The organism is Micromonospora sp. NBC_00821, assembly GCF_036347035.1.
GTDB lineage: Bacteria > Actinomycetota > Actinomycetes > Mycobacteriales > Micromonosporaceae > Micromonospora > Micromonospora hortensis.
In genome coordinates this window covers 5749224-5773799 of sequence record NZ_CP108880.1, presented here as the reverse complement: position 1 = coordinate 5773799, position 24576 = coordinate 5749224, and the positions used below count along the sequence as shown (strand labels likewise).

Here is a 24576-nt window from a genome sequence, read left to right as displayed (position 1 = left end):
ACGACCTCCGATACGGGCGATCAGGTCCCGTGCGGCCGGCAGGTCGTCCGGGGTGTTGAGGGTGACGATCTCCGGGGCGCCGTCGCCCTTGAGTTCCCGCTTGACCAGGCCGGCGAGGGTGCCGGCCGGGGGCAGCTCGATCACGCCGGTGACCCCGAGGTCGGCCAGCGTACGCATGCACAGGTCCCAGCGCACCGGCGCGGTGACCTGACGAACGAGGCGCTGCACCATGGCCGCGCCGTTGTCGACGGCGGTGCCGTCGAGGTTCGACAGCAGGGTCCGGGCCGGGTCGGCGGGGGTGATCCCGGCGGCCTCCGCGGCGAGCGCGGTCTCGGCCGGAGCCATGTACGGGGTGTGGAACGCGCCGGCCACCTGGAGCCGGATGATCCGGGTCCGTGCGGGCGGCGCGGCGGCGAGCTTGTCGAGCCCGTCCAGGGCGCCCGCGGCGACGATCTGCCCAGCGCCGTTGCGGTTGGCCGGGTAGAGCCCGTTCGCCTCGATCGCGGCGATCACCTCGTCGGGGTCACCACCGAGAACCGCGGCCATTCCGGTCGGCTCCAGGGCGCACGCGGCGGCCATCTCCCGGCCGCGGACACCGGCCAGGGTGATCGCGGCGTCGGCCGTCAGCACACCGGCCAGGGCAGCGGCACCCAACTCGCCGACGCTGTGGCCGGCGGTGAGCGCGACGCCGTCCAGCGGCAGGTGCTCGGCCGCGAGCAACGCCGCCGCGACCAGCAACGGCTGGGTGCGGGCGGTGTCCTTGATCTCGTCGGCGTCGGCCTTGGTGCCCAGGTGCAGCAGGTCGACCCCGGCCAACGCCGACCAGTCGCGCAGTCGCGCCTCGGTGCCGGTCAGGTCGAGCCAGGGGGTCAGGAAGCCGGGTTTCTGAGAACCCTGGCCGGGACTAAGTACGGCGAGCACGTCTATGACTCTCCCGGATAAAGGCGGGTAACGCGGTGCCGCCTTCGACCAAACCACACTAGGACCTTTGGAGGGTTCCTACAAAGATCGGCGGGGATCATCCTCGGTTTGGGCGGATTTCCGGGTAGCCGGGGTCATTGTCTGAGTCGGGACCGGCGAGGCCAGCGGGGCGACCGGATCCAACCGACCCACGGTCAGCGCCACCTGAAGGGCGAACGCGTCGCGCGGCGACAGTGGCGAGAACCCGGTGACCTCGGCGATCCGGCGCAACCGGTAGCGCACCGTGTTCGGGTGCACGAACAGTGCCCGGGCCGCGCTCTCCAGTGTGCCACCGGCGGCCAGGAAGGCGTCCAGGGTCGCCAGCAGTTCCCCTCCGGCGCGCACCAGCGTCGCGTACACATCGTGACGCAGCCGCCGACGGGCCTCGGCGTCGCCGGCGAGGGCCCGCTCCGGCAGCAGGTCCGCGGCCGGCACCGGCCGGGGCGCGCTCGGCCAGGCCGGTGCGGCCCGAAAGCCGGACAGCGCGGCCCGCGCCGACTCGGTCGCCTCGTCGAGGCTCGGTACGGCCGGACCGACCACCACCGGGCCGTCCCCGAACGCGCTCAGCAGCTTCGCGGTGGCGGTCAGCGGGTCAGGTGCGCCACCCAGCACGATCACCAGCCGGTCGCCGTGGACGCCGCCGATCACCTCCACGCCGATCCGGCGGGCCTGCCGGTAGACCACGTGCAGCACCGCGGAGACCTCGCCGCCGGGCGACCGACCGACAGCCACCGCCACCGGCGGCGCGTCCGCCCAGCCGAGCGCGGCGGCCCGACTGGCCAGGACGTCCGGCGAGTCACCGCGCAACAGCGCGTCGACCAGCAGCGCCTGCAACCGGGCGTCCCAGGCGCCGCGCGACTCGGCGGCCCGCGCGTACACCCGGGCGGCGGAGAACGCGATCTCCCGGGAGAAGCGCAGCACCGCCTCGCGTAGCTGCTGCTCCTCGCCCTCAGCGGCCAGGTGCGACACCTGCTCCTCGACCACGTCGATCGTCACCTTGATCAACGCCACGGTCTGCTGGAGGGTGATCGACCGGGCCAGCGCCTGCGGGGCGGCGGCGAAGACCTCGTCCGAGACCTCCTGGGTGCTGTCCGCCGTGCCGCCGCCCTCGCGCAGCCACTGCACCAGCGACCTCGCGCCCGCCTGGGCCACCAGCATCACCCAGGAACGCTGGTCGGCCGGCAACGCCCGGAACCAGGGCAGCGTCTCGTCCATCCGGGCCACGCTGGAGGTGGCCAACGCCCCCGCCGATCGTTCGATCCGACGCAGCGTGGCCGACAGTTCCCCACCGCCCGGCGTGCTCACCGCCCTAGCCTGACACGTCGTGAGCAGGCCAACCACGCCGGCACCGGTCAGCGGGCCGCCGCAAGGACGGTTCGACCGGCGCCCTTGACCGACGCGTTGAGCACCCGATCGGTGCTGTGGAGGAAACACCACACGCTGAGCGTGCCCGCCTGCCACTCCGGCTCGCCCTCGGGCGCGAGCGCCAACGGCTCGAAACGGCGCCCCAGAGTCCTCTCCGACAGTCCGACATGACTGGCGATGGTCGACAGGCACCCCGCGTCCACGATCTCGTCGGTCACCTTCTCGACGTCCGGCCCGGCCCGCCAGATGCCGACGAACTCGGTGGTGTGCGGTCCGACGCACGAGGCTGGCGGCAGATTGACAAGGCCATCGGAGGTTTCCTCCGGCTCGGTGAAGCAGCTCAGCCGCAGCGGCGAGTCACCGGTCAGGGCGCCGCTCAGGCTGTTTGCCCGGGGATTCGGGAACCACCGGTCCACCGCATGCATCTCCAGCAGGTCGCAGCGGTACCACCGTTCGCCCGCCTCCCAGCGCGCCGTCGACGGGATCAGCACCCGCATCGCCAGCCGTGACTCGCGCCATTCGCCACCCAGGAAGAAGTCGGCCTCGGCGTCGCACGACTCGTACACCCGCCCGCTGCCCTCGGTGCCGGCCGCCGGTGGCGCCGACGCGGCGGCGTCCGCGCCGCCGAACCGGCCGACCAGGAAGGTCTCCGTCTCGTGCTTCGAAGAGCAGGGGATCGGCGTGTACGCCTCAGGGCTGCGCTCGTCGGAGGCGGCGGCGTGACAAACCCCTGCCTCAGGTGTGAACAACGGTGCCGACTCGTCGGCGAGGATGACGTCACAACCGCCCGTCCCGACGATCAGCGCCGTCAGGATCGTCGTCCCCCACCACCGTCGCACGGTTTCCCCATTCTGAGCGGCCGGCATCGACGCCGGTGGCGCGCAGCGTACGGCAGCGGGGCGGCACCCTCCTGTCCGGAGTGGACTGAAACCGGTTCACGGTTGTGGGGGAGCGGGCAGCCCCAGCTCCTGGGCCAGGATCGCGGCCTGCACCCGGCTACGCAGGCTCAGCTTCGCCAGGATCCGGCTCACATGTGTCTTGGTGGTGCTCTCCGCCAGCACCAGCCGATCGGCGATCTGCTGGTTGGACAGGCCCAGGCCGAGGCAGGCCAGCACGTCGCGCTCGCGTGGGGTGAGGGTGTCCAGCGCGGCCCGGGTGGCCGCGGACGCGCCCGGCGTGGTGGCCGCGAAGGCGGTGATCAACCGGCGGGTCACCGCGGGGGCGATGAAGCCGTCGCCACGCGCCACCGTCCGCACCGCCGCCACCAGGCCGTCGGCGTCGGTGTCCTTCAGCAGGAAACCGGCCGCACCGGCACGCAACGCGCCGAAGACGTACTCGTCGAGGTCGAAGGTGGTGAGCACCAGCACGTCGGCGAGCCCGTCGGCGACGATGGCCCGGGTCGCGGAGATCCCGTCCCGGCGGGGCATCCGGACGTCCAGGACCGCCACGTCCGGGCGCGACTCCCGACACAACCGCACCGCCTCGTCGCCGTCGGCCGCCTCGCCGACCACCTCGATGCCCGGCGAGCCACCCAGGATCAGGGCCAGCCCCGCCCGTACCGCTGGCTGGTCGTCCGCGAGCACCACCCGTACCGTCGCCGTGCCCGCGTGGCCTGACGGCCCGGTCACCCGACCTCCCCGGTGGGCAGGGCGGCCCGGACCAGCCACCGACCATCCTGCGGCCCCGCGGTGATCCGACCGGCCAGCAGCGTGGTCCGCTCCCGCATGCCGATCAGCCCGGCCCCGGCGCCCGGCAGACCGACCCCGTGCCGACGCACCGGGTTCTCCACAGTCAGCACCACCTCCGCCGACCCGTACGCGATCGTCAGGTCGGCCTCACCCGTGCCGTGCTTGAGCGCGTTGGTCAACGACTCCTGCACGATCCGGTACGCGGCCAGGTCCACCGCCACCGGCAGCGGCCCCGGCGTGCCGTCGGTGCGGACCCGCACCGCCAAGCCGGCGGCCCGGATCCGGTCGACCAGCCCGTCCGCCTCGGCCAGCCGGGCGCTGATCACCTCCGGCACGGTCGGGTCGTCACCCGATGGCGCCGATCCACCGGTGGCGCCCGGCTCGCGCAGCACCTCGATCATCTGACGCATCTCCGCCAGCCCCTGCACGCTGCTCTCCCGGATCACCCGCAACGCCGACTCGACCTGGCCGCGATCCAACCCGGGCACGGACAGCACGGCGGTGGCGTGGATGGCCACCGCGCTGAGGTGGTTCGCGACCACGTCGTGCAGCTCCCGGGCCATCCTGGCCCGTTCGGCGCTGACCGCCTGCCGACGGTCCAACTCGACCAACCGGGCGGTCTGCTCGGCCCGCGCCCGCTCGGCGGCGGCCTGGTCGCGGTACTGCCGCACACTGATGCCGGTCAGGACCGGCAGCACCCCGGCGAGCACCACCAGCACCCCGAGCGCCGCTCCGCGCCACTGGCCGTACCCGAGCACGCCGACGACCACCCCGACCAGGCTCAGCGCCACGGTGATCCGCAGCAACCACCGCCACAGCCGGGGCGGGCCGTACACGCAGGCGTCGTAGAGCACCTGCGTGTAGACCAGGACCGTGCCCAGCGAACTGCCCAGCGCCGTGTCGACCACCAGCGCGCCGGTCCCCACGGCCAGGCTGGCGCGTGGTGCGACCCGCCGTAGGCCGACGGCGACGCAGACCGCCACCAGCGGCGGCAGGAACAGCGCCGACGGCACGTTCCCGTCCGGACGGACCTGCGGTTGCCAACCCAGGGCGTGCAGCACCAGGCCACCGGCCAGTGACGCTCCGGCCAGCACGAGGTCGCGGCCGAGGGTGCCGGAGTCGAGCCACGGTGGCGCACGCATGCCCCGATCCCACCACAGCCGTCGTCCGCCGAACTCCCACCGGGGGAGGACCTCGACCGCACCGCCATGCGCCGAAAGGGGTACGCGGACCCTTACCGACCGCCGGTGGGCCCTCGACCGTGACTCGCCGGGTGAACTGCGCGAAAAGAAGGTGTGAACTGCGTAACCGGCCCCCGCGCTCAGCGGCCTCTTCGAGGACCGACCGGTCCGGACCCCGGGTACGCTGCGCGCGGCCCGTCGGTCCCGGCCAGTACGGTGACAGGGCACCTCGGGGAGAGCACCCGGGGGCGAGGCGAGCGTGAGGAGACCGGGGATGGCGCACGGGGAGGCCGAACACGGCTGCGCCCAGGGCGAGCCCTGCCGGCCGGGGCACCACGACCCGCAGGCGGCTGGCAAGCACCGCCGGCCGGTCGGCGGCGCACCAGCGCACCCGGTCGAGCCACTGCACGGGCGCGTCGATGACGAACCCGTGCTGCCGCGTCAGCGCTCTGCCGAGCCCGCCGGTCTCGCCGAGCCCGACGCGGACGTTCCCGCTGGTTGCCTCAGCGAACTTCCCGGCTGGGCCGGGGCGCACCGGCACGGCGCGGTCCGACCGCGGCCGCGGGCCACCCGCCGGGAGCGCCCACCGCGCCGCTGGTGCTGAGCACCACCGACGCACCCGCTGATCAGCGAGTGCGTCGGCTCAGCGCGTGCGTCGGCTCAGCGACTGCGTCGGCTCAGCGACTGCGTGGGCTCAGCGCGTGCGTGGGCTCAGCGCGTGCGTGGGCTCAGCGCGTGCGCCGACGGATCAGCAGGGCGATCCCGGCGAGGCCGACCGTGATGGTCAGCATCACGCCGACGTTGAGCAGCAGCAGGTGTTGCAGGTCGCCGAGCGCCTCGTCGAGGTCCTTCGCCGGGTCGAGCGTGTCCTCCGGGAGAACTCGCTCGCCGCCGCCCGCGCCGCCACTGACCGTGTCGAACTGCCGCTCCAGCGGCACACCGGCGGCGCGCAGGGTCTCGGACATGCTGAGCCGACCCAGGAACCAGCCGGCGCTGGTCTTGCGGCCGTCCGGCTGCTTCGCCGGCCGGAAGACGCGAGGGCCGCCGATCGCCTTGGGATAGAGGTCGTAGGTCTGCTTCGGCGTCTCGCCGGCGAGCACCACGACAGTGTATTTCGGACCGAGGTTGGCTGCCTTCGGACCGGTCGGCATGCCGGTGCGAGCGAGGAAGTTGACCTGGTCGATGACCGCGCCCACGAGGGCGGGCTCCGTGTCCGCGTGCAACCGCAGCGGCGCGGACAGCCCCGTGCCGGTGATGTCCACTCCGGCGGGTGCCGGCTTCGGCGCCGCCGAGGCCGAGCTGGCGGTGCCTAGCGACAGCAGTGCCACCGCCAGCGTGCCCGCCAACACGGCGGCTAACCGCCTCATGTGTCGGACCATCCCGCCTCCTCGCCCCGTTCGATGGATGGCTTCGTCGTGACGTCTGGACCGATCTGCCGGTGCGGCATCGACCGGATGGTCGCGTCCACTCCTACAGACTCCGCAGAACGTCGATGAGTTGCAGCTTTCGGAACAGTAATTGGAACTATCTGCGATCTCTGCTCGACTAATGAGGAGCCGTTTGATCAGCGGGCGGATCGTACCCTTACGGAGGGGTTCATGGGGGGCAGGGTTACACGTACGGTGCGGGTCATGCCAGTGGTGCTCGGCGTGGCGTTCGGTGTGTCGTTTCTGGTGCCGGCGACTCCGGCCGCCGCCCACAACCAGCTGACCGGCAGCAACCCGCGCGACGGCGCCCGCGTGGCGTCGGCGCCCGCCCGGGTCGAGCTGCGGTTCCTCGCCAAGCCGTCACCAACTACGACGAAGATCACAATAACCGGACCGGACAATGTGGTCGCTGGCGGGACTCCCGCCTTCGACGGCAGTCGAGTGCGGGTGCCGTTCAAGCCGGCCGCCGCCGGGCTCTACATCGTCGGCTACCAGCTCGCCTCGTCCGACGGGCACCCGGTGAAGGGCGAGGTGCGGTTCACCCTCACCACCGGTACCGCCGCCGATCCGTCCGCCTCGCCGTCGGCCGCCGCCAGCACCAACCCGGCCGGCTCGCCCTCGGCCGCCGCGTCGGCTGTCGGCGTACCCTCCGCCGGGCCCGCGTCGGCGACCCCCGGCGGTTCGACGGCCTCCACGGTGCCGGCGGCGTCGGAGCGGTCCGACTCCGGCGGTCGCTGGTGGATCTGGGCGCTCGGTGGCCTGTTGCTGCTCGCCGCACTCGGGGCCGGCCTCGTGTTCCGCCGCCAGCGACGAGCTCGGTAACCCTCTGATCCTCGCCGCTCCCGGTGGGCAGCGTGCGCATCATCCTTTGCTCTGCACCCGCGGATGCGACGGCGGCGGTCGGCGACGAACGGCGGCGGTCGGCGGCGGTCGGCGACCGGTGCAAATTGGGGTGCAGAGCAAAGGCAGGGCGAAGCGGAGCTAGGCCGGCGACGTCTTCTTGACGAGCTGACGAGCTGACGAGCTGACGGGCGACAGTCAGACCAGGCGCAGGCGGGCGGCGCGCATCCGGGTCAGGGTGCGCTCGCGACCGAGCACCTCCAGCGACTCGAACAGCGGCAGACCGACGGTGCGGCCGGTGACAGCGACCCGTACCGGTGCCTGCGTCTTGCCGAGCTTGAGGCCCCGCTCGGCGCCGACCGCCTCCAGCGTCGACTTCAACGACTCGGCGTCCCAGGACTCCAGCGCCTCGAACGCCGCGACGGCGTCGTCCAGCAGCTCGGCGGAACCGTCCTTCATCGTCTTGGTCCAGGCGGCCTCGTCGATCAGCGGCGAGGCCAGGAAGAGGAAGTCGACGTTCGGCACGATCTCGCTGAGAACCGCGATCCGCGTCTGGGCCAGCGGCGCCACGGCGGCGAACGCGTCGGCGTCGAACTCCTCCGGCTGCCAGGGCGGCGGCGCGATGGTTCCGGTACCGGTCAGCCACGGCTGGCAGGCGTCGACGAACTCGGCCACCGGCAGCGCGCGAATGTACTCGCCGTTGAACGCCCGCAGCTTCTTCTCGTCGAAGAACGCCGAGGAGAGGTTGACCTCGTCCAGCCGGAACTCGTCCTCGATGACCGACCAGGGAACGATCTCCCGGTCGCCGGAGGGGGCCCAGCCGAGCAGCATGAGGTAGTTGCGCATCGCGCCGGCGAGGTAACCCTCGTCGCGGTACGCCTCCAGGGCGACCTTGTCCCGGCGCTTGGAGAGCTTCTGCCGCTTCTCGTTGACCACCACCGGCACGTGCGCCCAGATCGGCGGCTTGACCCCGAGGGCTTCCCAGAGCAACTGCTGCTTGGGGGTGTTGGGCAGGTGCTCCTCGGCCCGAATCACGTGAGTGATGCCCATCGTCATGTCGTCGACGACGTTGGCCAGCAGGAAGACCGGCGAGCCGTCGCCCCGGGCGATGACGAAGTCCTCGATGAGCTTGTTCTCGAAGGTGGGCTCACCACGGATCAGGTCGACCACAACCGTCGCGCCCTCGTCGGGCGTACGGAAGCGCAGGGCGTGTCCGGGGCCGGGGCCGAGGCCACGGTCGCGGTGGTAGCCGTCGTAGCCCTGGTACTGCGAGCCGGTGCGGGCCTGCACGTCCTCGCGGGTGCAGTCGCAGTAGTAGGCGCGGCCCGACTCGTGCAGGCGCGCTGCGGCGGCCCGGTGCTCGCCGGCGTTCGCCGACTGGAAGTACGGGCCCTCGTAGCTGCCCCGGGAAATCCCGATCCAGTCCAGCGCGGAGAGGATGCCCTCGGTCCACTCGGGCTTGTTGCGCGCCGCGTCGGTGTCCTCGATGCGCAGCACGAACACGCCGCCCTGCTGCTTGGCGTAGATCCAGTTCTGCAGCGCCGAGCGGGCGCCGCCGACGTGGAACATACCGGTCGGGGAAGGGGCGAAGCGCACACGTACTGTCACGTCCCCCAGCCTACGGCGGTACGCGACTGCTTTCCGCCACCGCCCCCTTGCTCAGGGGACGGAGCGGATCTTGACGACCAGCGCGCTGCCGAGCAGGGTGACCACTGCGGTGACCGCGTAGAGCGTGGGATAGCCGCCCAGGTACACCACGAGCGGGGCGGAGAGCGCCGGGCCGAGCACCTGGGGTGCCGAGTTGGCGATGTTGATGACCCCCAGGTCCTTGGCCCGGTCGGTGGCCCGGGGCAGCACCTGGGTGATCAACGCGGCGTCCACCGAGAGGTAGACGCCGTAGCCGGCGCCGAGCAGCAGCGCGGCGACGATCGCCATCGGCCAGACCGGCGCGACAGCGAGCAGCAGCGCCGCCACCGCCATGATCAGCCCGGAGACGATCACGTAGATCTTGCGGCGGCCGGAACGGTCGGACATCCGGCCGGCGATCACAGCGGTCAGCATCATGCCGAGCGTGTAGAGCAGGATCAGGATCAGCAGGCCGCCCTCGGGGTCGGGGTGGCGCACCCCGTCGCTGAGGAAGTACAGCAGGTAGAGGGTGCCCAGGGCGTTTCCCAGCTGGACCAGGAACCGGGTGATCCAGGCCCAGGCGAAATCCGGGTGTCGGCGGGGGCTGATCCACATCGAGGCGAGCAGCGCCCGCGTCCGGATCGCCGGGCGATGGGTACGCGGCAGTGGTTCGTCGGGGGTGAACAGCGCGAACGGCAGTGACAGCAGCAGGATGGCCACGGCGATGGCCAGGTAGCCGGCGGCGTTGCCGGTGACCACGGCGGTGACCAGCACCGCGCCGAGCACCAACCCGAGCGCCTGCGGGATGCCCACCCACCCCGAGACGCCACCGCGCTGCCGCACCGGGACCCGGTCCGGGATGGCGGCGGTGAGGCTGGCCAGCATCGCGTTGAAGCAGACCTGCGCGGCGACCCAGCCGAGGGCGACGCCGAGGATGGTCCGTTGCTGGGCCAGCAGCACCAGGGCGGCCGCGCCGAGCACGGCCCCGCCCGCCGTCCAGACGTGCCGACGGCCGAACTCGCGGCCGGCGATCCGCAGGCAGGTCCGGTCGGAGAACGCGCCGGCCAGGGGGTTGGCCAGCACCGCTGCCAGCGCACCGAGGCCGGTGACCACTGCCAGCATGTTCTCCTTGTCGCCGGGCGCGATCTGCTCGATCTGCTGCGGCAGCAGCACCTGGATGGGCGTGAAGAACGCCATCCACACGCCGAGGTTGGCCGCGAAGATCAGACCGATCCAGCCGCGCCGCACCGGCACCGTCGGCTCGGCGAGCGCCGCCGGCAGCGACGCCGGCGTCGGGTCGAGGGTGGTCACCGCGCCGACCCCGGCCGGCTGGCCGCGATCACGTCGCGCAACCAGGTGTACGACGACTTCGGCGTACGGGTCTGGGTGGCGTAGTCGACGTGCACCAGACCGAAGCGCTTGGTGAAGCCCTCGGCCCACTCCCAGTTGTCCAGCAGCGACCAGACGAAGTACCCGCGGACGTCCACCCCGTCGTCGACGGCGGCCCGGACCGCCCGCAGGTGCCCGTCGAGGTAGGCGATCCGCTCCGGGTCGGCCACCTGCCCGTCGGCGTCGGGCGCGTCGTCGTACGCGCAGCCGCTCTCGGTGATCTCGATGGGTGGCAGCGCGTCGCCGTAGGTGTCGCGCAGCCAGCCGAGCAGCTCGCGTAGCCCGTCGGGGGCCACCGGCCAGTCGAAGGCGGTGCGTGGGTAGCCGTCCAGCGGCACGAGGTCGAACGGCAGTGGTGAACCCTCCTCGGCAGCCCGTACCCCGGTGGGGTTGTAGTAGTTGACTCCGAGCACGTCGATCGGCGCGCCGATCGTGTCGAGGTCGCCGGGGTGGATGACGCTCGGGTCGAATCCGGGCAGATCCGGGTAGCCGCGGCCGAGCAGCGGGTCGGTGAAGAGCCGGTTGTGCAGCGCCTCGTACGTCGCCCCGGCGGCCCGGTCGGCGTCGCGGTCACCGAGCACCCGCACCGGCGAGTAGTTGTTGGCGATCGCCACCGGGCTGGCGCTGTGGGCCCGCAGCGCGGCGACCGCGAGCCCGTGCCCGAGCAGTTGGTGGTGGGCGACCGGGAAGGCGTCGAACAGCAGCGCCCGGCCGGGGGCGTGTTCGCCCATGCCGTAGCCGAGGCTCATGTGGATGAACGGCTCGTTGAGGGTGATCCAGAGCCGGACCCGGTCGCCGAGCCGGGCGGCGGTCTTCTCGGCGTACTCGGCGAAGCGGGCGGCGGTGTCGCGGTGCAGCCAGCCGCCGGCGTCTTCGAGGGGTTGCGGCAGGTCCCAGTGATAGAGGGTGGCCACCGGGTCGACGCCGGCGGCCAACAACTCGTCCACCAGGCGGTCGTAGAAGTCCAGGCCGACCGGGTTGGCCGGACCGGATCCGGTGGGCTGGACCCGGGGCCAGGCGATGGAGAACCGGTACGCGGAGACGCCCAGGCCGGCCAGCAACGCGACGTCCTCGGTATGCCGGTGGTAGTGGTCGCAGGCCACCTCGCCGCTGCTGCCGTCGCTGATCCGCCCGGGGGAGTGCGCGAACGTGTCCCAGATGGACGGACCGCGCCCGTCGGCGGTGGTGGCGCCCTCGATCTGGTGGGCCGATGTGGAGACGCCCCAGCGGAAGCCGGTGGGGAACTGGGGCATCGGTGCTGTCGACATGCGCCCTCCCGGTCAACGTGAAACGTGTTCGGGACTTTAGAGCGCTCTCGATGAATGCGCCATAGGCCGGCCTGACGCATTCCGCAATGGTTGATCGGCGTGTCTTTTTCCGAACCCGTCCAGGTAAGTCCGATTTAGCGCATAGAGTGCCGATATCGTGGGATGTCCTCACCGGAGGAAAGACGGAAATGATCCTCGTGGAACGCAGTGCGCACGTGGCGGCGCCAATTGAAGTGGTCTGGGATGTCGTGCAGCGGGCCGAGCAGTTGCCGGCCTGGCTGGCCGGGGTCCGAGCGGCCGAAGTGCTCTCGGGAGAGGGCTTCGGGCGGCGACAACTCGTCCAGGCAGGGCGCGGCTCGGCGCATGAGGCCGAGGTGATCGCCTACCAGGAGCCGACGCTGATCGGCTGGCGGGAACGGGCCAAGGGTGCTGGATCTCGGGCGGAGGCGCGCACCGAGATCTACGTCCAGCTCACCGGAGACGAGGAGGAGGGCGGGACGATCGTGCGCCTCATCGTGGTCCGCTGGCCGGCCGGCCCGGTCAAGGCGGCCATGCTGCGCCTCGGACTGCGTCGGGTCGGCGCCGACCTGGAGGACTCGCTGGCCCGGCTCACCGACCTGGCCGCCGTCGGCTGACGAGCGCCCATCCTCCCGGCGTCACCCGCGACGGCGGTGGTCCGGATCCCCGCCAGGGCTCCCGGACCACCGCCGCTCCGTACACCGAAAAGGGCCCGGCGCGGATGCGCCGGGCCCTGCTCAGTGGTGCTGGATCAGCTGTCGCCGCCGGTCTCGCCGACCGGTGCGGCGTTGACATCGTCGATCGCGTACTTCTTGGCGGCCTCGGCCGGCACCGTGGTCGCCACCGCGCCGCTGCGGGCGAGCTGCCGCAGCGTGGCCACCACGATCGACTCCGCGTCGACGTGGAAGTGCCGGCGCAGCGCGTGCCGGGTGTCCGACATGCCGAAACCGTCGGTGCCGAGCGACGTGTAGTCGCCGGGTACCCAGCGGGCGATCAGATCCGGTACCGCGCGCATGAAGTCGCTGACCGCGATCTTCGGCCCGTCCGCCTCGGCCAGCTTCTGCTGGATGTACGGAACCTTCGCCTCGGCGCCCGGGTTGAGGAGGTTGTACTCCTCGGTCTCCACCGCGTCGCGGCGCAGCTCGGTCCAGGAGGTCACCGACCAGACATCGGCGCCCACCCCCCAGTCCTGGGCGAGGAGCTGCTGGGCCTTGAGCGCCCACTGCATCCCGGTGCCCGAGGCGAGCAGGTTGGCCTTCGGACCGTCGACCTGCGGTGCCGGCGAGTAGCGGTAGATGCCCTTGAGCAGGCCCTCCACGTCCACGTCGGCCGGCTCGGCCGGCTGCAGCGTCGGCTCGTTGTAGACCGTCAGGTAGTAGAAGACGTTCTCCTGCGCGTCCCCGTACATCCGGTGCAGACCCTGCTCCAGGATGTGCGCGATCTCGTACGCGAACGCCGGGTCGTACGCCACCACGGCCGGGTTGGTGGCGGCGATCAGCAGCGAGTGCCCGTCTTCGTGCTGAAGGCCCTCACCGTTGAGCGTGGTCCGACCCGCCGTGGCGCCGAGCAGGAAGCCCCTGGCCATCTGGTCGGCCGCTGCCCACAGCCCGTCGGCGGTCCGCTGGAACCCGAACATCGAGTAGAAGATGTACATCGGGATCATCGGCTCGTCGTGCGTGGCGTACGCCGAGCCGGCCGCGGTGAACGAGGCCACCGAACCGGCCTCGTTGATCCCCTCGTGCAGGATCTGCCCGGAGGTCGACTCCTTGTACGACAGGAACAGCTCGCGGTCGACCGAGGTGTAGCGCTGGCCGTGCGGCGAGTAGATCTTCGCGGTCGGGAAGATCGAGTCGAGACCGAAGGTGCGGGCCTCGTCCGGGATGATCGGCACCCAACGCTTGCCGAACTCCTTGTCCTTCATCACGTCCTTGAGCAGACGGACGAAGGCCTGCGTGGTGGCCACCTTCTGCTTGCCCGAGCCGCGCTTGATGTCGGCGAACCGCTCCGGGCCGGGGATGGCCAGCCGCTTCGTGCTGGTGCGCCGGGACGGCAGGTACCCGCCGAGCTGCTCGCGCCGCTCCTTGAGGTACGCCAGCTCCTCGGACTTCTCGCCCGGGTGGAAGTACGGCGGCAGGTAGGGGTTGTCCTCCAGCGCCGAGTCCGGGATGTCCAGGTAGAGCCGGTCGCGGAAGGTCTTCAGGTCCTCCAGCGTCAGCTTCTTCATCTGGTGGGTCGCGTTGCGGCCCTCGAAGTGCGAACCGAGGGTCCAACCCTTGATCGTCTTCGCCAGGATGACAGTGGGCTGACCGGTGTGCTCGGTGGCCGCCTTGTAGGCCGCGTAGAGCTTGCGGTAGTCGTGCCCACCCCGCTTGAGGTTCCAGATCTCGTCGTCGCTGAGCGGCTCGACCATCTTGCGGGTCCGTGCGTCACGGCCGAAGAAGTGCTCCCGCACGTACGCGCCGGACTCCGCCTTGTAGGTCTGGTAGTCGCCGTCGGTCGTGGTGTTCATCAGGTTGACCAACGCGCCGTCGGTGTCCGCGGCGAGCAGCGGGTCCCACTCACGGCCCCAGACGACCTTGATCACGTTCCAGCCGGCACCCCGGAAGAACGCCTCCAGCTCCTGCATGACCTTGCCGTTGCCCCGGACCGGGCCGTCCAGCCGCTGCAGGTTGCAGTTGATCACGAAGGTGAGGTTGTCCAGTTCCTCGCGGGCGGCGACGCCGATCGCGCCGAGCGTCTCCGGCTCGTCCATCTCGCCGTCGCCGAGGAACGCCCAGACGTGCTGCTGGGAGGTGTCCTTGATGCCGCGGTGCTGCAGGTACCTGTTGAAGCGGGCCTGGTAGATCGCGTTCAGACCGCCGAGGCCCATCGAGACGGTGGGGAACTCCCAGAAGTCCGGCATCAGCCGAGGGTGCGGGTACGAGGGCAGCCCACCACCGGGGTGCGACAGCTCCTGGCGGAACCCGTCGAGCTGGTGCTCGCTGAGCCGCCCCTCCAGGAACGCCCTCGCGTACATGCCGGGGGAGGCGTGGCCCTGGTAGAAGATCTGGTCGCCACCGCCCGGGTGGTTCTTGCCCCGGAAGAAGTGGTTGAAGCCCACCTCGTAGAGCGAGGCCGAGCTGGCGAAGGTGGAGATGTGCCCGCCGACGCCGATCTCCGGGCGTTGCGCCCGGTGCACCAGCATGGCGGCGTTCCACCGGACGTACGCCCGGATTCGCCGCTCGACGTGCTCGTCACCCGGGAACCAGGGCTCGCGCTCCGACGGGATGGTGTTGATGTAATCGGTGGTGGTCAGGGGCGGAACCCCGACCTGGCGCTCACGGGCCCGCTCCAGCAGGCGCAGCATGACGTAGCGGGCGCGTTTGGCCCCGCGTTCGTCGATGACACCGTCAAGCGACTCGACCCATTCGCTGGTCTCTTCAGGGTCGATGTCCGGAAGCTGGCTCGGTAGGCCGTCGCTGATCACCGGGCGCTTGCGTTCCGTAGCCACAGGCGTTCCCTCGGTTGTGTGTGGGATAGGTCTCTAGCGCCATCCTGCCCCCTGGTGGCACCCGTCGTCACGTCTAGGTGCCCCCGACGCGATGCTGAACACAGGTACTCGCCGGTAACTTAGCGCGACGACCGTGTGGAACCTGAGCGGTTTGACCGCCGGTCCTACCGTTACCGCCATGAACGGACGCCGTGTCGCGGTCGCCGCGATCATGATCGTTGTCGGGGTGGTCGGCCTGGTCATCGGCGCGGTCGCCCTCGCCTCCGGCAACCTGCCGATGGTCGGACTGGTGGCCCTCGGCGCCCTGGTGGCGGTGCTCGGCGCGGGCCTGCTGCGGGACGCGATCCGCGCTGCCCGCCGGAGCGGCCAGTCCGGACGTCGTCGCCCTCGTTCGGACTCGGACGGCGGCGGGTACGGCTTCTACCCGATGCCCGCCGGGGATGCCGGCAGCGGGCACGTCGGCCGTCAGCGTGACGGTGACCACGACAGCTCCGACGGTACGGAGCCGGCCGGCGGCAGCGGCGACTCCGGGGGAGGCTGGTCCGGATGGGGCTGGTCCGGCGGTGACTCCGGTGGCGGCTGGTCCGGTGGCGGCGACTCGGGTGGCGGTGGCGGCAGTTCCTGACCGCGCACTGCGGCAGAATGCGACGTATGCGCAGCGACGTGATCACCGTCCAGACCGGGTCCCGGCCGACCGTCCGGGACATCACCGCCGAGGCCCAGCAGTTCGTCTCGGGCGAGGGCGACGGCCTGCTGCACGTCTTCGTGCCGCACGCCACCGCCGGCCTGGCGATCATCGAGACCGGGTCGGGGTCCGACGACGACCTGCTCAGCGCCGTGGACGACCTGCTCCCCACCGAGGACCGCTGGCGGCACCGACATGGCTCGCCCGGCCACGGCCGCGACCACGTGCTGCCGGCGTTCATCCCGCCGTACGCCACGCTGCCGGTGCTCGGCGGTCGACTGGCGCTGGGCACCTGGCAGTCGATCTGCCTCGTCGACACCAACGGCGACAACCCGACCCGCCAAGTCCGCTTCTCCTTCCTCCCCGCCTAACCCCGCCCCTGTCCCGGCGATCTTGCACTTACTGTCCCGACACAAGGGACATCCCACTCATCTGGACAACCGAAACTGCAAGATCGGCGCAGCGGGTGCGCGGGTTGGCCCGTCCTGGCCTGATCGGTGAGCTGGCAGTGACGGGCTGTTGCGTACGATGTGGTCGTGACGCGGCAGGTGGGTTCAGCGGTGGGCGGTCCGGTGGATCGGGCCGGTCTCGCCGTCGATGTGGTGCGGCGGATGGCGCACGTCACCGCCGCGTTGCGACACCGGCAGGATTCCGCGTTCGCCGATGTGGGGCTCACCCCGGCGGCGGCCCGGGCGCTGCGGGAGTTGGACCCGGACCACCCGCTGCCGGCCCGGGATCTCGCCGGTCAGTTGGGTTGTGACCGGTCGAACGTGACGGTGTTGGTCGACAAGTTGGAGCAGGCCGGGCTGGTCGAGCGCCGCACCGACCCGACGGACCGGCGGCAGAAGACGCTGGTGGTGACCGAGGAGGGTCGCGTCGTGCGAGCCCGGGTGATCGAGGTGATGTCCGACTCCCGACTCCTGTCCGGGCTGAGCGACCAGGAGCTGAGCACCCTTCGTGACCTGGTCTGGAAGGTGTCCGACGGCGGCTGTCCGGAGTCCCTCGGGCCGGAGTGAGCGCACCCCTGCCGGCCGTGTCCCACTGGGCGAGCAGGCCTTCCGTCGGTAATGCTGTCCGACGTGACCACCCCGCAAGATCTCGACGACCGGTTCCGGGAGACGCTGGCGGCGCTGCCTGCCGCCGAGCGGCGGCGTGACCCCGCCGACCCGGTCACCGACGACGCCCCGCTGACCGGCGCGCAGGTGCTCGACCTGTTCGACGCCCAGGTGACCAGCCGGCAGCTCGACCTGGCCGGCCGCTGGTTGCGCAGCTTCGGGGAGGGTTTCTACACCATCGGCTCGGCCGGGCACGAGGGCAACGCCGCTGTCGCTGCCGCGCTGCGTCCCACCGATCCGGCTCTGCTGCACTACCGCTCGGGCGCCTTCTACTGTCTGCGCGCCGCCCAGGTCGCCGCCGACCCGACGCTGGCCACCGACACCCAGCCGTCCGCCGATCCGACGCGGACCGCCGAGCCCGACCAGGACGCCGGCCGGACGCGGACCGCCGACCCCGACCAGGACGCCGGCCGGACGCGGACCGCCGACCCCGACCAGGACGCCGAGCGAGCGCGGACCGTTGGCTCCGAGCGGTCCTCCGACAGTGAGTCGACAGACGGCGACGCATCGACCCGCGAACCCGAGCCGACCGCCGCTCCGCAGGGGTCCGAATCGGAGTCAGCCGGTACCGAACCGAACGGGGTCGTCAACGGGTTCGCGGCGTACGCCGACGCGGCCCGGGACGTGCTGCGCGGGATGGTCGCGTCCAGCCTCGAACCGATCGCCGGGGGGCGGCACAAGGTGTTCGGCCGGGCCGACCTGGCCATCGTGCCGACCACCTCCACCATCGCCTCGCACCTGCCCCGCGCGGTCGGAATGGGACTGGCAGTGGAGCGGCTGCGCCGGCTGGACAGCGCCGGACGGCGTACCGGGGCCGGGGTGCGGGTCGGTAGCGGAGCGGGGGCCACGCACGCCCCCTGGCCACCCGACGCCATAGTGGTCTGCTCCTTCGGCGACGCCTCGGTCAACCACGCCAGCGCCACAGCAGCCTTCAACACCGCCGGGTGGTACGACCACGCGGGTCTGCGGATCCCGGTGCTCTTCGTCTGCGAGGACAACGGGCTGGGCATCAGCGTCCGCTCGCCGGAGGGCTGGGTCGAGGCGACCCTGCGGGCCAAGCCGGGCATCCGCTACTTCAGCGCGGACGGAGCCGACCCGGTGCGGACGTACGAGGTGGCGGCGGAGGCCGCGGCCTGGGTACGCCGCAACCGCCGGCCGGCGGCGCTGCACCTGCGCACCGTACGGCTGATGGGGCACGCCGGGGCGGACGCGGAGTCGGCGTACCGGAGTTCGGCCGAGCTGGCCGAGGACCTGGACCGGGACCCGGTCGCCGCCACCGCGCGGCTGCTTGTCGACGCGGGCGTGGCGACCGGCGAGGAGTTGCTGGCCCGGTACGACGAGACCGGCTGGCAGGTGCGCCGACTGGCCGAGGAGGTGCTGGGCGAGCCGAAGCTGACCTCCGCTGCCGACGTGGTGTCGGCGCTGGCCCCACGTCGTCCGGTGCGGGTGGCGCGGGCGGTGGCCGACGCCGCGGCGCGGGCCAGCGGGCCGGGCGCGGGCGCCCGGGCGGAGGCGTTCGGCGGCAAGCCGCCGGAGCTGGCCGGGCCGATGACCCTGGCGCAGAGCATCAACGCCGCGCTCGCCGACGGGATGCTCGACCATCCGCAGATGGCGCTCTTCGGTGAGGACGTGGCCGCCAAGGGCGGCGTGTACGGGGTGACGAAGGGGCTGCGCGACCGGTTCGGGGCGGCCCGGGTCTTCGACACCCTGCTCGACGAGACGTCGGTGCTCGGGCTGGGCCTCGGCGCCGGGCTGGCCGGGATGCTGCCGGTGCCGGAGATCCAGTACCTGGCGTACCTGCACAACGCCGAGGACCAGCTGCGCGGTGAGGCGGCCACCATGCGGTTCTTCTCGCAGGGGGCGTTCCGCAACCCGATGGTGGTGCGGGTGGCGGGCCTGGCGTACCAGGAGGGGTTCGGCGGGCACTTCCACAACGACAACTCGGTGGCCGTACTCCGGGATGTGCCCGGTCTGGTGGTCGCGGTGCCGGCGCGGCCGGACGATGCCGCGCCCATGCTGCGGACCTGTCTGGCCAGCGCGGCGGTGGACGGCAGTGTCTGCGTGTTCCTGGAACCGATCGCGCTCTATCACACCCGCGACCTGTACACGGAGGGTGACGGGGAGTGGTTGGCCGGATATCCGGAGCCGGGCGGCTGGGTGGCCGGGCACGTGCCGATCGGGCGGGCCCGGGTCTACCGGGTCGGCTCGGCGGACGACCTCACCATCATCACCTTCGGTAACGGGGTACGAATGTCGCTGCGGGCCGCCGCAGTCCTCGCCGAGGAGGGCGTGGGTACCCGCGTGGTGGATCTGCGGTGGCTGGCTCCGCTGCCGGTGGCCGACATCATCAGGGAGTCCTCGGCGACCGGTCGGGTGCTGGTGGTGGACGAGACGCGCCGCTCCGGCGGGGTCGGCGAGGGCGTGATCGCCGCCCTGGTCGACGCCGGATATGTCGGTGCCGCACGTCGAGTGGCGGGAGTTGACTCGTTTGTACCATTAGGTCCGGCAGCGCGTCACGTACTGGTCTCCGCTGAAGCCATTACCGACGGTGCCCGTACGCTGCTGGCACGGTAAATTCCGTTCCACCCGGTGCGCCACTTGCGCGAAGACCAACAACTGTGTGGACTTTGCCTGACGGCGTCGCACCGACGCCGCGAGCAGGGACGAGATGAGGAGGCACGCGACAGTGAGCGCGACCGCTGGTCAGGCCGCCGACGGGGTACGCAGCCTGGCGGACCGGTTCGGAATCGAACCGGGGATGGTCGTCATGGAGATGGGGTACGACGACGACGTCGACCAGGATCTCCGAGACGCCCTGACCGACCGCTGTGGAGATCTGGTCGACGAGGACACCGACGAGGTGGTCGACGCGGTGCTGGTCTGGTACCGGGACGGCGACGGTGACCTTTTCGAGCTGCTCGTCGATGCCCTCGGCCCGCTGGCCGACAACGGCGTCGTGTGGCTGCTCACCCCGAAGGCGGGGCGTGAGGGGCACGTCGAGCCGAGCGAGGTCGCGGAGTCCGCGCCCACCGCCGGCCTCCAGCAGACCTCGACCGTCAACGCCGGCCGGGACTGGAGCGGCGCCCGTCTGGTGCTGCGTCGAGGGGCCAAGGCCAAGAAGTAGCCAGCGCCGCTCCGCTCGCCCGACGGTCCGCCCACCGCCGGGTAGCAGGCTGACGCCGTCACCCGACTCGACGCGAGGGGAGTTCGCATGCCCATCGAGGTTGGTGCCGAAGCACCCGACTTCGTGCTCAAGGACCAGAACAACCAGGAGGTCCGCCTCTCGGACTTCCGGGGCAGGCGCGCCGTGCTGCTGGTCTTCTACCCGCTCGCCTTCACCGGCACCTGCCAGGGCGAGTTGGGCGAGGTGCGCGACAACCTCGGCGAGTACGTGAACGACGACGTCCAGGTGCTGACCGTCAGCGTCGACTCGGCCTACAGCCACAAGATCTGGGCCGACCGTGAGGGCTACCAGTTCCCGATGCTCGCCGACTTCTGGCCGCACGGTGCCGTCGCCCAGGCGTACGGGGTCTTCAACGACGTGGCCGGCTTCGCCAACCGGGGCACCTTCGTCATCGACAAGACCGGCGTGGTCCGCTTCGCCGAGATGAACGGCCCGGGCGAGGCCCGCGACCAGCAGGGCTGGCGCAAGGCCATCGCCGAAGCGACAAACTGACCGGGTACGCCGTGCGCCCGGGTCGGTGGCGGGCAGGTAAGCTTGCCAGCCACCGGCCCGCCACGGGCGATCCGGGCGCGTAGCTCAGTGGGAGAGCACTCGCCTTACAAGCGAGGGGTCGCAGGTTCGAAACCTGCCGCGCCCACCCTTCAGCACGACGTCGCCGCCCACGAGGACCCGCCCCGGCACGAGCAGCCAGGCGAGGGTCGACGGGTCAGCTGGTGAAGCCGCCGTCCACGTTTACCACCGCACCGGTCACGTAGCCGGCTTCGGGGCTGGCCAGGTGCGCGACGGTGGCCGCGATATCCGCGGGGCGCGCGTACCGGCCGACGGCGGTGAACCCGGTGATCGCCGCCGCGTTCGGTCCGTCCGCCGGGTTGGCGTCGGTGTCCGTCGGCCCGGGGTTGACCAGGTTGACGGTGATGGCCCGTGGGCCCAGTTCACGGGCCAGGCCCCGGGTCAGCCCGACCAGAGCGGTCTTGCTCATCGCGTACAGCGTCAGCCCGGGAAAGACCGCCCGTTCACCGACGTTGCTGCCGATGCTGATGATCCGTCCGCCGTCGCCCAGGTGCCGCAGTGCCGCCCGCGCGGCGACATACGGTGCCCGGATGTTGACCGCGATGGTCTGTTCCACCTCTGCCGAGCCGAGCTCGTCCAGGGCGCCGACCAGGAACACCGCGGCGTTGTTCACCAGGATGTCCAACCGGCCCAGTTCGGCGGCCACCCGGTCGACCGCACCCCGCACGGCGGCCGGGTCGGCGCCGTCCGCCTGGATCGCCAGCGCTCTGCGGCCCAGCGCCTCGATCTGCTTCACCACTATCGCGGCCCGCGCGGCGTCCTGCCGGTAGGTCAGCGCCACGTCGGCCCCGTCCTGTGCCAGGCGCAGCGCGATGCCGGCACCGATGCCCCGGGAACCCCCGGTCACCAGGGCGACCTTCTCGTTGAGTGTCGTCGTCATGCGAACGATCATCTGTCCGCGCCGCCCTCCCGTCTGGCGGCCATCGGACGTCTCGCTCCGACCTCAAGGTCCGATTCCCGCGATCCTCGACGGCCTGCCGACCCGGCGGGCCGCCATGATCCGCGCAACGTCACCGCTCCTGCTGCCTCCCGAGGCGACGAGACAGCAGGATCACCGAAGTTGCGCGGATCTTGCGAGGTGGGGGAGGGTGGGGCGAGCGATTCGGGGAGCGTGTGTGGTGGAACTGGCGGGCATTGGCGCGGTGCTGTTCGACATGGACGGCACCCTTGTCGACTCCGACGCCGCAGTGGAGCGGGCCTGGGAACGGTGGGCCGCCGAGTACGCCGTCGACCCTGCTGCGGCGCTGGCGATCGCGCACGGCAGCCCGGCCGAGCGGACCATCCGCCGGCTGCTGCCCACGCTCGACGACAGCGCGGTAGCCGTGGCTGCGGCGCGACAGCTCGCGTTGCAGTACGACGACCTGTCCGACGTGACGGCCACCCCCGGGGCGCACGAGCTGCTGAACACGCTGGCCCGGCTGGGGTTGCCCTGGGCGGTGGTGACCAGCGCCGACGCACGGCTCGCCGAGGCCCGGCTCGGTGCCGCCGGCATCAAGGCGCCGGTGCTCGTCACTGTGGAGGACGTCAGCGTCGGCAAGCCGGACCCGGAGGGCTACCTGCGGGGCGCGGCGCTGCTGGGCGTACCCGTGGGGCGGTGCCTGGTCGTCGAGGACGCCGAGGTCGGCCTGCGGGCCGGTCGGGCGGCCGGGGCGATGACCGCCGCGCTGAAGGGCCTCGACGGCGACCTGCGTCTACGCGACCTGGCCCAACTGGCGCACCACCTGGAGTCGACGCCGTCGGCACCCTGACCACTGTCAACCAGTGCGCCCTTGAGTCAGGCGAACCGCGGTCAGGGCGATCAGCAGCAGTGTGACGCCGAAGAGCAGGGCGTTGAGGGCGACGGTGGGGTATCCGAGTCGGGGTACGTCGAGGAACGGGTAGAGGTAGCGGCCCTCGGCCCCGCCGACGGCGCCCCGAACCAGGATCACCGTCAGCCACAGCAGCGGGTAGCCGAGCAGGCTGACCGCGTACGCCGGGCGCAGCGCGGCCCGAGGTCGGTGGTTGAGCCACTCGACGGCGGCCAGCGGCGGCACCACGGCGTGCAGCAGCAGGTTGGCGGCGTCGGAGACCAGCCCCCTAGCCTCGGGGGTCGCCACCATGGCGTAGCCGCTCCACGGGTTGGCCAGTACGAGGACGAAGACCACCGCGGTGCCGACGAGGTAGACGGTGAGCGCGGTGCGTACCCGGTCACCGCACCCGACCAGCAGCACCACCAGGTAGGCCAGGTCGACCTGCACAGTGAAGTAGAAGAGCAGCTCGACGGGCTCCTCGCGGGCGGCGATTCCGGCGAGCACCAGCCCGACGGCGAGCACGAGCGCGGTGCTCACCCGCAGGACCCGGTCGCCACCGGCGGACGCTATCACCGCCGCATCGATGGACGCCACGACGAGAAGCGACGCGCAATTCACGGCGCCGGGTCGACTGGTCGTTCCGGCCTGGCCCCCGCCTCACCTCGCCGTGCCTTGGGGATGGCACCTCCCGCCGGGCCGACGGGGGGCAGCGAGGCGTACAGCTTGACCAACTCGGCCAGGTAGCGCTCCGCGGACCAGTCCGTCGCCGCCGCCCGGCCGTCCCGGATCACGGCCCCGCGCAACTCCCGTTCGGTCAGCAGCCGGCTGAGCAGCGCCCCGAACGCTGCCGGACTGGGATCGGCGACCGGTCGGGTGGTGCCGGTGCCGGGCCGTTCGGCGAGCAGAGTGTCCACCATGGCCACCGGCAGTCCGTACGCCTCGGCCTCGGCGAGCACCAGGCCCTGCGTGTCGGTGGTGGAGGTGAACGCGAGCACATCCGCCGCCCGGTAGTGGGCGCCGACCCGGTGGCGTGGCACCGGACGGAGCAGGTGCAGCGCGCCGCTGACGCCGTACCGGCGGGCCATCCGGCGGACCGTGAGCCGGTGCCGCCGGGCCCCGAGCAGCACCAGTCGGGCGGCCGGCAGCTCGCGGCGGACCTGGGCGAACGCGGCCAGCAACAACTCCGGGTTCTTCTCCGGTGTGGCCCGTCCCACAGCGAGCAGCACCGGCGCGTCCGCCGGGATGCCGAGCCGGGCCCGCAGCCGCCGCCGATCGTCGGCGTCGGCGTGCGGTGCGGCGGCCGGGGTCGGCAGGACCACGATCGGGGTACGCCCCGCCATCGTCGCCATCATCGCCGCGGTCTTCGCCGACGGAGCGATCAGGACAGTGGTGTGGGCCAGGAGGGTTCGCCCGAGCGCCGCCAGCCGGGCCTGTCGACCCGGTCCGGGATGGGCGAGCGCCCACAGGTCGAACGCCCGCCAGCGCAGACCCAACCGCAGGCCGGCGTACGCGGCCCCGATCGGGATCTCCGGGTAGTGCGCGGCGTACGCGACGAGGTCGGTGTGCCAGGTCAGTACGGTCGGTACGCCCCGGGTGGCGGCCCAGCGCAGCCCGGCGACGCCGAGTGGGCCGGTGGTGTGCACGTGCACCACGTCGACCGGTGTGCTGGGCGGCCGGGGCAGCGCCAACCGGTACGGCCGGGTCGGCACCGACAGCGAGGGCACCTCACCCGGTCGGCGGCGACACCGGGACAGTGGGCCGGGGCAGTGCAGCACGACCCGGTGCCCGGCGGCGCGCAGCAGCGCCACTGTGGTGCCGACCGAGGTGGCCACCCCCTCCGGGTTGGTGAGGTGGCTGTCGCTGACGTGGGCGATCCGCACGCTGCCATCGTCGCCCGCCCGCGCACCCCCGGCCGTCGCGTCCGCCCCGGGCCGGGCCGGGAAACAGTTGGCGTGGCCGGACGGGTTCTGCTGCACTACC

At 71.9% G+C, this 24576-nt stretch carries 22 protein-coding genes, 1 tRNA gene and 1 pseudogene; 11 read left to right on the top strand and 13 right to left on the bottom strand.

The features are described 5' to 3' along the window. Positions 1-3: 3 nt before the first annotated feature. From OHB44_RS26205 to OHB44_RS26185, 5 genes and pseudogenes are all read right to left on the bottom strand, one after another. Positions 4-921, bottom strand: a pseudogene (locus OHB44_RS26205) (ACP S-malonyltransferase); the annotation flags it as partial. Between the two features lie 78 nt (positions 922-999). Beyond that, the gene (locus OHB44_RS26200; RefSeq protein WP_442932627.1) at positions 1000-2421 is read right to left on the bottom strand and encodes a PucR family transcriptional regulator; all 1422 of its coding nucleotides are present in this window, start codon (positions 2419-2421) and stop codon (positions 1000-1002) included. Further along, on the bottom strand, positions 2313-3164 hold the full coding sequence (locus tag OHB44_RS26195) for a septum formation family protein (protein WP_330438523.1): 852 nt from the start codon (positions 3162-3164) through the stop codon (positions 2313-2315). Before OHB44_RS26195 ends, OHB44_RS26200 begins: the two co-directional genes overlap by 109 nt. 96 nt (positions 3165-3260) lie before the next feature. After that, positions 3261-3953, bottom strand: coding sequence for a response regulator transcription factor (locus OHB44_RS26190; protein WP_330438522.1), 693 nt, complete (start codon positions 3951-3953; stop codon positions 3261-3263). Next, the gene (locus tag OHB44_RS26185; protein ID WP_266304775.1) at positions 3950-5155 is read right to left on the bottom strand and encodes a sensor histidine kinase; all 1206 of its coding nucleotides are present in this window, start codon (positions 5153-5155) and stop codon (positions 3950-3952) included. Before OHB44_RS26185 ends, OHB44_RS26190 begins: the two co-directional genes overlap by 4 nt. Before the next feature lie 313 nt (positions 5156-5468). Here OHB44_RS26185 and OHB44_RS26180 point away from each other — a divergent pair, with 313 nt between their 5' ends. Further along, positions 5469-5798, top strand: a complete 330-nt coding sequence (locus OHB44_RS26180) for a hypothetical protein (RefSeq protein WP_238687219.1) — start codon at positions 5469-5471, stop codon at positions 5796-5798. A 124-nt stretch (positions 5799-5922) separates the two neighbouring features. Here the strand turns inward: OHB44_RS26180 and OHB44_RS26175 are convergent, their stop codons facing one another. Next, the gene (locus tag OHB44_RS26175; RefSeq protein ID WP_238687220.1) at positions 5923-6573 is read right to left on the bottom strand and encodes a hypothetical protein; all 651 of its coding nucleotides are present in this window, start codon (positions 6571-6573) and stop codon (positions 5923-5925) included. Between the two features lie 252 nt (positions 6574-6825). On the opposite strand from OHB44_RS26175, the gene OHB44_RS26170 reads away from it, so the two are divergent. Beyond that, the gene (locus OHB44_RS26170) at positions 6826-7443 is read left to right on the top strand and encodes a copper resistance CopC family protein (protein WP_238687221.1); all 618 of its coding nucleotides are present in this window, start codon (positions 6826-6828) and stop codon (positions 7441-7443) included. Between the two features lie 216 nt (positions 7444-7659). On the opposite strand, the gene gltX is transcribed toward OHB44_RS26170, so the two are convergent. The 3 genes from gltX to OHB44_RS26155 are packed head-to-tail and all read right to left on the bottom strand — an operon-like array spanning position 7660 to position 11744. Continuing rightward, a complete protein-coding gene (gltX, locus tag OHB44_RS26165; RefSeq protein ID WP_330438521.1) occupies positions 7660-9069 on the bottom strand; it encodes a glutamate--tRNA ligase in 1410 nt (469 codons plus the stop codon). Positions 9070-9120: 51 nt separating this feature from the next. Next, on the bottom strand, positions 9121-10398 hold the full coding sequence (locus OHB44_RS26160; RefSeq protein WP_238687222.1) for an MFS transporter: 1278 nt from the start codon (positions 10396-10398) through the stop codon (positions 9121-9123). After that, on the bottom strand, positions 10395-11744 hold the full coding sequence (locus OHB44_RS26155; RefSeq protein ID WP_330438520.1) for a GH1 family beta-glucosidase: 1350 nt from the start codon (positions 11742-11744) through the stop codon (positions 10395-10397). The genes OHB44_RS26160 and OHB44_RS26155 overlap by 4 nt, the downstream gene beginning before the upstream one ends. Before the next feature lie 188 nt (positions 11745-11932). On the opposite strand from OHB44_RS26155, the gene OHB44_RS26150 reads away from it, so the two are divergent. Then, entirely contained in the window at positions 11933-12379 is a 447-nt protein-coding gene (locus OHB44_RS26150; protein WP_210783445.1) for an SRPBCC family protein, read from the top strand. 134 nt (positions 12380-12513) lie between these two features. Here OHB44_RS26150 and aceE read toward each other — a convergent pair whose 3' ends face one another. Then, positions 12514-15252: a pyruvate dehydrogenase (acetyl-transferring), homodimeric type gene (aceE, locus tag OHB44_RS26145; RefSeq protein WP_210783447.1), complete on the bottom strand. Its 2739-nt coding sequence runs from the start codon at positions 15250-15252 to the stop codon at positions 12514-12516. A 178-nt stretch (positions 15253-15430) separates the two neighbouring features. Between aceE and OHB44_RS26140 the strand changes: the two genes are divergently transcribed. The 7 genes from OHB44_RS26140 (at position 15431) to OHB44_RS26110 (ending at position 20873) form a co-directional block, all read left to right on the top strand. Continuing rightward, positions 15431-15877 (top strand): hypothetical protein, encoded by a 447-nt coding sequence (locus OHB44_RS26140; protein WP_238687224.1) that lies wholly within the window; start codon positions 15431-15433, stop codon positions 15875-15877. 26 nt (positions 15878-15903) lie between these two features. Further along, positions 15904-16308 (top strand): YjbQ family protein, encoded by a 405-nt coding sequence (locus OHB44_RS26135; RefSeq protein WP_167457620.1) that lies wholly within the window; start codon positions 15904-15906, stop codon positions 16306-16308. 240 nt (positions 16309-16548) lie between these two features. Further along, entirely contained in the window at positions 16549-16953 is a 405-nt protein-coding gene (locus OHB44_RS26130; RefSeq protein ID WP_330441281.1) for a MarR family winged helix-turn-helix transcriptional regulator, read from the top strand. Between the two features lie 186 nt (positions 16954-17139). Next, the gene (locus OHB44_RS26125; protein ID WP_442932713.1) at positions 17140-19626 is read left to right on the top strand and encodes a thiamine pyrophosphate-dependent enzyme; all 2487 of its coding nucleotides are present in this window, start codon (positions 17140-17142) and stop codon (positions 19624-19626) included. A 112-nt stretch (positions 19627-19738) separates the two neighbouring features. Continuing rightward, complete coding sequence (locus tag OHB44_RS26120; RefSeq protein WP_030330240.1) at positions 19739-20176, top strand: DUF3052 domain-containing protein; 438 nt, start codon at positions 19739-19741, stop codon at positions 20174-20176. An 87-nt stretch (positions 20177-20263) separates the two neighbouring features. Further along, complete coding sequence (locus tag OHB44_RS26115) at positions 20264-20728, top strand: peroxiredoxin (protein WP_266304779.1); 465 nt, start codon at positions 20264-20266, stop codon at positions 20726-20728. A 73-nt stretch (positions 20729-20801) separates the two neighbouring features. Continuing rightward, positions 20802-20873: transfer RNA gene (locus tag OHB44_RS26110), tRNA-Val, on the top strand. A gap of 69 nt (positions 20874-20942) precedes the next feature. On the opposite strand, the gene OHB44_RS26105 is transcribed toward OHB44_RS26110, so the two are convergent. After that, the gene (locus tag OHB44_RS26105; protein WP_330438518.1) at positions 20943-21686 is read right to left on the bottom strand and encodes an SDR family NAD(P)-dependent oxidoreductase; all 744 of its coding nucleotides are present in this window, start codon (positions 21684-21686) and stop codon (positions 20943-20945) included. A 235-nt stretch (positions 21687-21921) separates the two neighbouring features. Between OHB44_RS26105 and OHB44_RS26100 the strand changes: the two genes are divergently transcribed. After that, positions 21922-22554: an HAD-IA family hydrolase gene (locus OHB44_RS26100; RefSeq protein WP_330438517.1), complete on the top strand. Its 633-nt coding sequence runs from the start codon at positions 21922-21924 to the stop codon at positions 22552-22554. A gap of 6 nt (positions 22555-22560) precedes the next feature. Here OHB44_RS26100 and OHB44_RS26095 read toward each other — a convergent pair whose 3' ends face one another. Both OHB44_RS26095 and OHB44_RS26090 read right to left on the bottom strand, forming a co-directional pair. Continuing rightward, positions 22561-23190, bottom strand: coding sequence for a Pr6Pr family membrane protein (locus OHB44_RS26095; protein WP_266304782.1), 630 nt, complete (start codon positions 23188-23190; stop codon positions 22561-22563). A gap of 20 nt (positions 23191-23210) precedes the next feature. Beyond that, complete coding sequence (locus OHB44_RS26090; RefSeq protein ID WP_266304783.1) at positions 23211-24572, bottom strand: glycosyltransferase; 1362 nt, start codon at positions 24570-24572, stop codon at positions 23211-23213. Positions 24573-24576: the final 4 nt, after the last annotated feature.

What these genes read in the sequence shown, in the direction of transcription:
- OHB44_RS26135 (WP_167457620.1), top strand. Translation starts at nt 15,904, where the DNA reads ATGCGCAGCGACGTGATCACCGTCCAGACCGGGTCCCGGCCGACCGTC.
- OHB44_RS26180 (WP_238687219.1), top strand. Translation starts at nt 5,469, where the DNA reads ATGGCGCACGGGGAGGCCGAACACGGCTGCGCCCAGGGCGAGCCCTGC.
- OHB44_RS26105 (WP_330438518.1), bottom strand. Translation starts at nt 21,686, where the DNA reads ATGACGACGACACTCAACGAGAAGGTCGCCCTGGTGACCGGGGGTTCC.
- OHB44_RS26130 (WP_330441281.1), top strand. Translation starts at nt 16,549, where the DNA reads ATGGCGCACGTCACCGCCGCGTTGCGACACCGGCAGGATTCCGCGTTC.
- OHB44_RS26175 (WP_238687220.1), bottom strand. Translation starts at nt 6,573, where the DNA reads ATGGTCCGACACATGAGGCGGTTAGCCGCCGTGTTGGCGGGCACGCTG.
- OHB44_RS26150 (WP_210783445.1), top strand. Translation starts at nt 11,933, where the DNA reads ATGATCCTCGTGGAACGCAGTGCGCACGTGGCGGCGCCAATTGAAGTG.
- OHB44_RS26185 (WP_266304775.1), bottom strand. Translation starts at nt 5,155, where the DNA reads ATGCGTGCGCCACCGTGGCTCGACTCCGGCACCCTCGGCCGCGACCTC.
- OHB44_RS26115 (WP_266304779.1), top strand. Translation starts at nt 20,264, where the DNA reads ATGCCCATCGAGGTTGGTGCCGAAGCACCCGACTTCGTGCTCAAGGAC.
- OHB44_RS26155 (WP_330438520.1), bottom strand. Translation starts at nt 11,744, where the DNA reads ATGTCGACAGCACCGATGCCCCAGTTCCCCACCGGCTTCCGCTGGGGC.
- OHB44_RS26140 (WP_238687224.1), top strand. Translation starts at nt 15,431, where the DNA reads ATGAACGGACGCCGTGTCGCGGTCGCCGCGATCATGATCGTTGTCGGG.
- OHB44_RS26170 (WP_238687221.1), top strand. Translation starts at nt 6,826, where the DNA reads ATGCCAGTGGTGCTCGGCGTGGCGTTCGGTGTGTCGTTTCTGGTGCCG.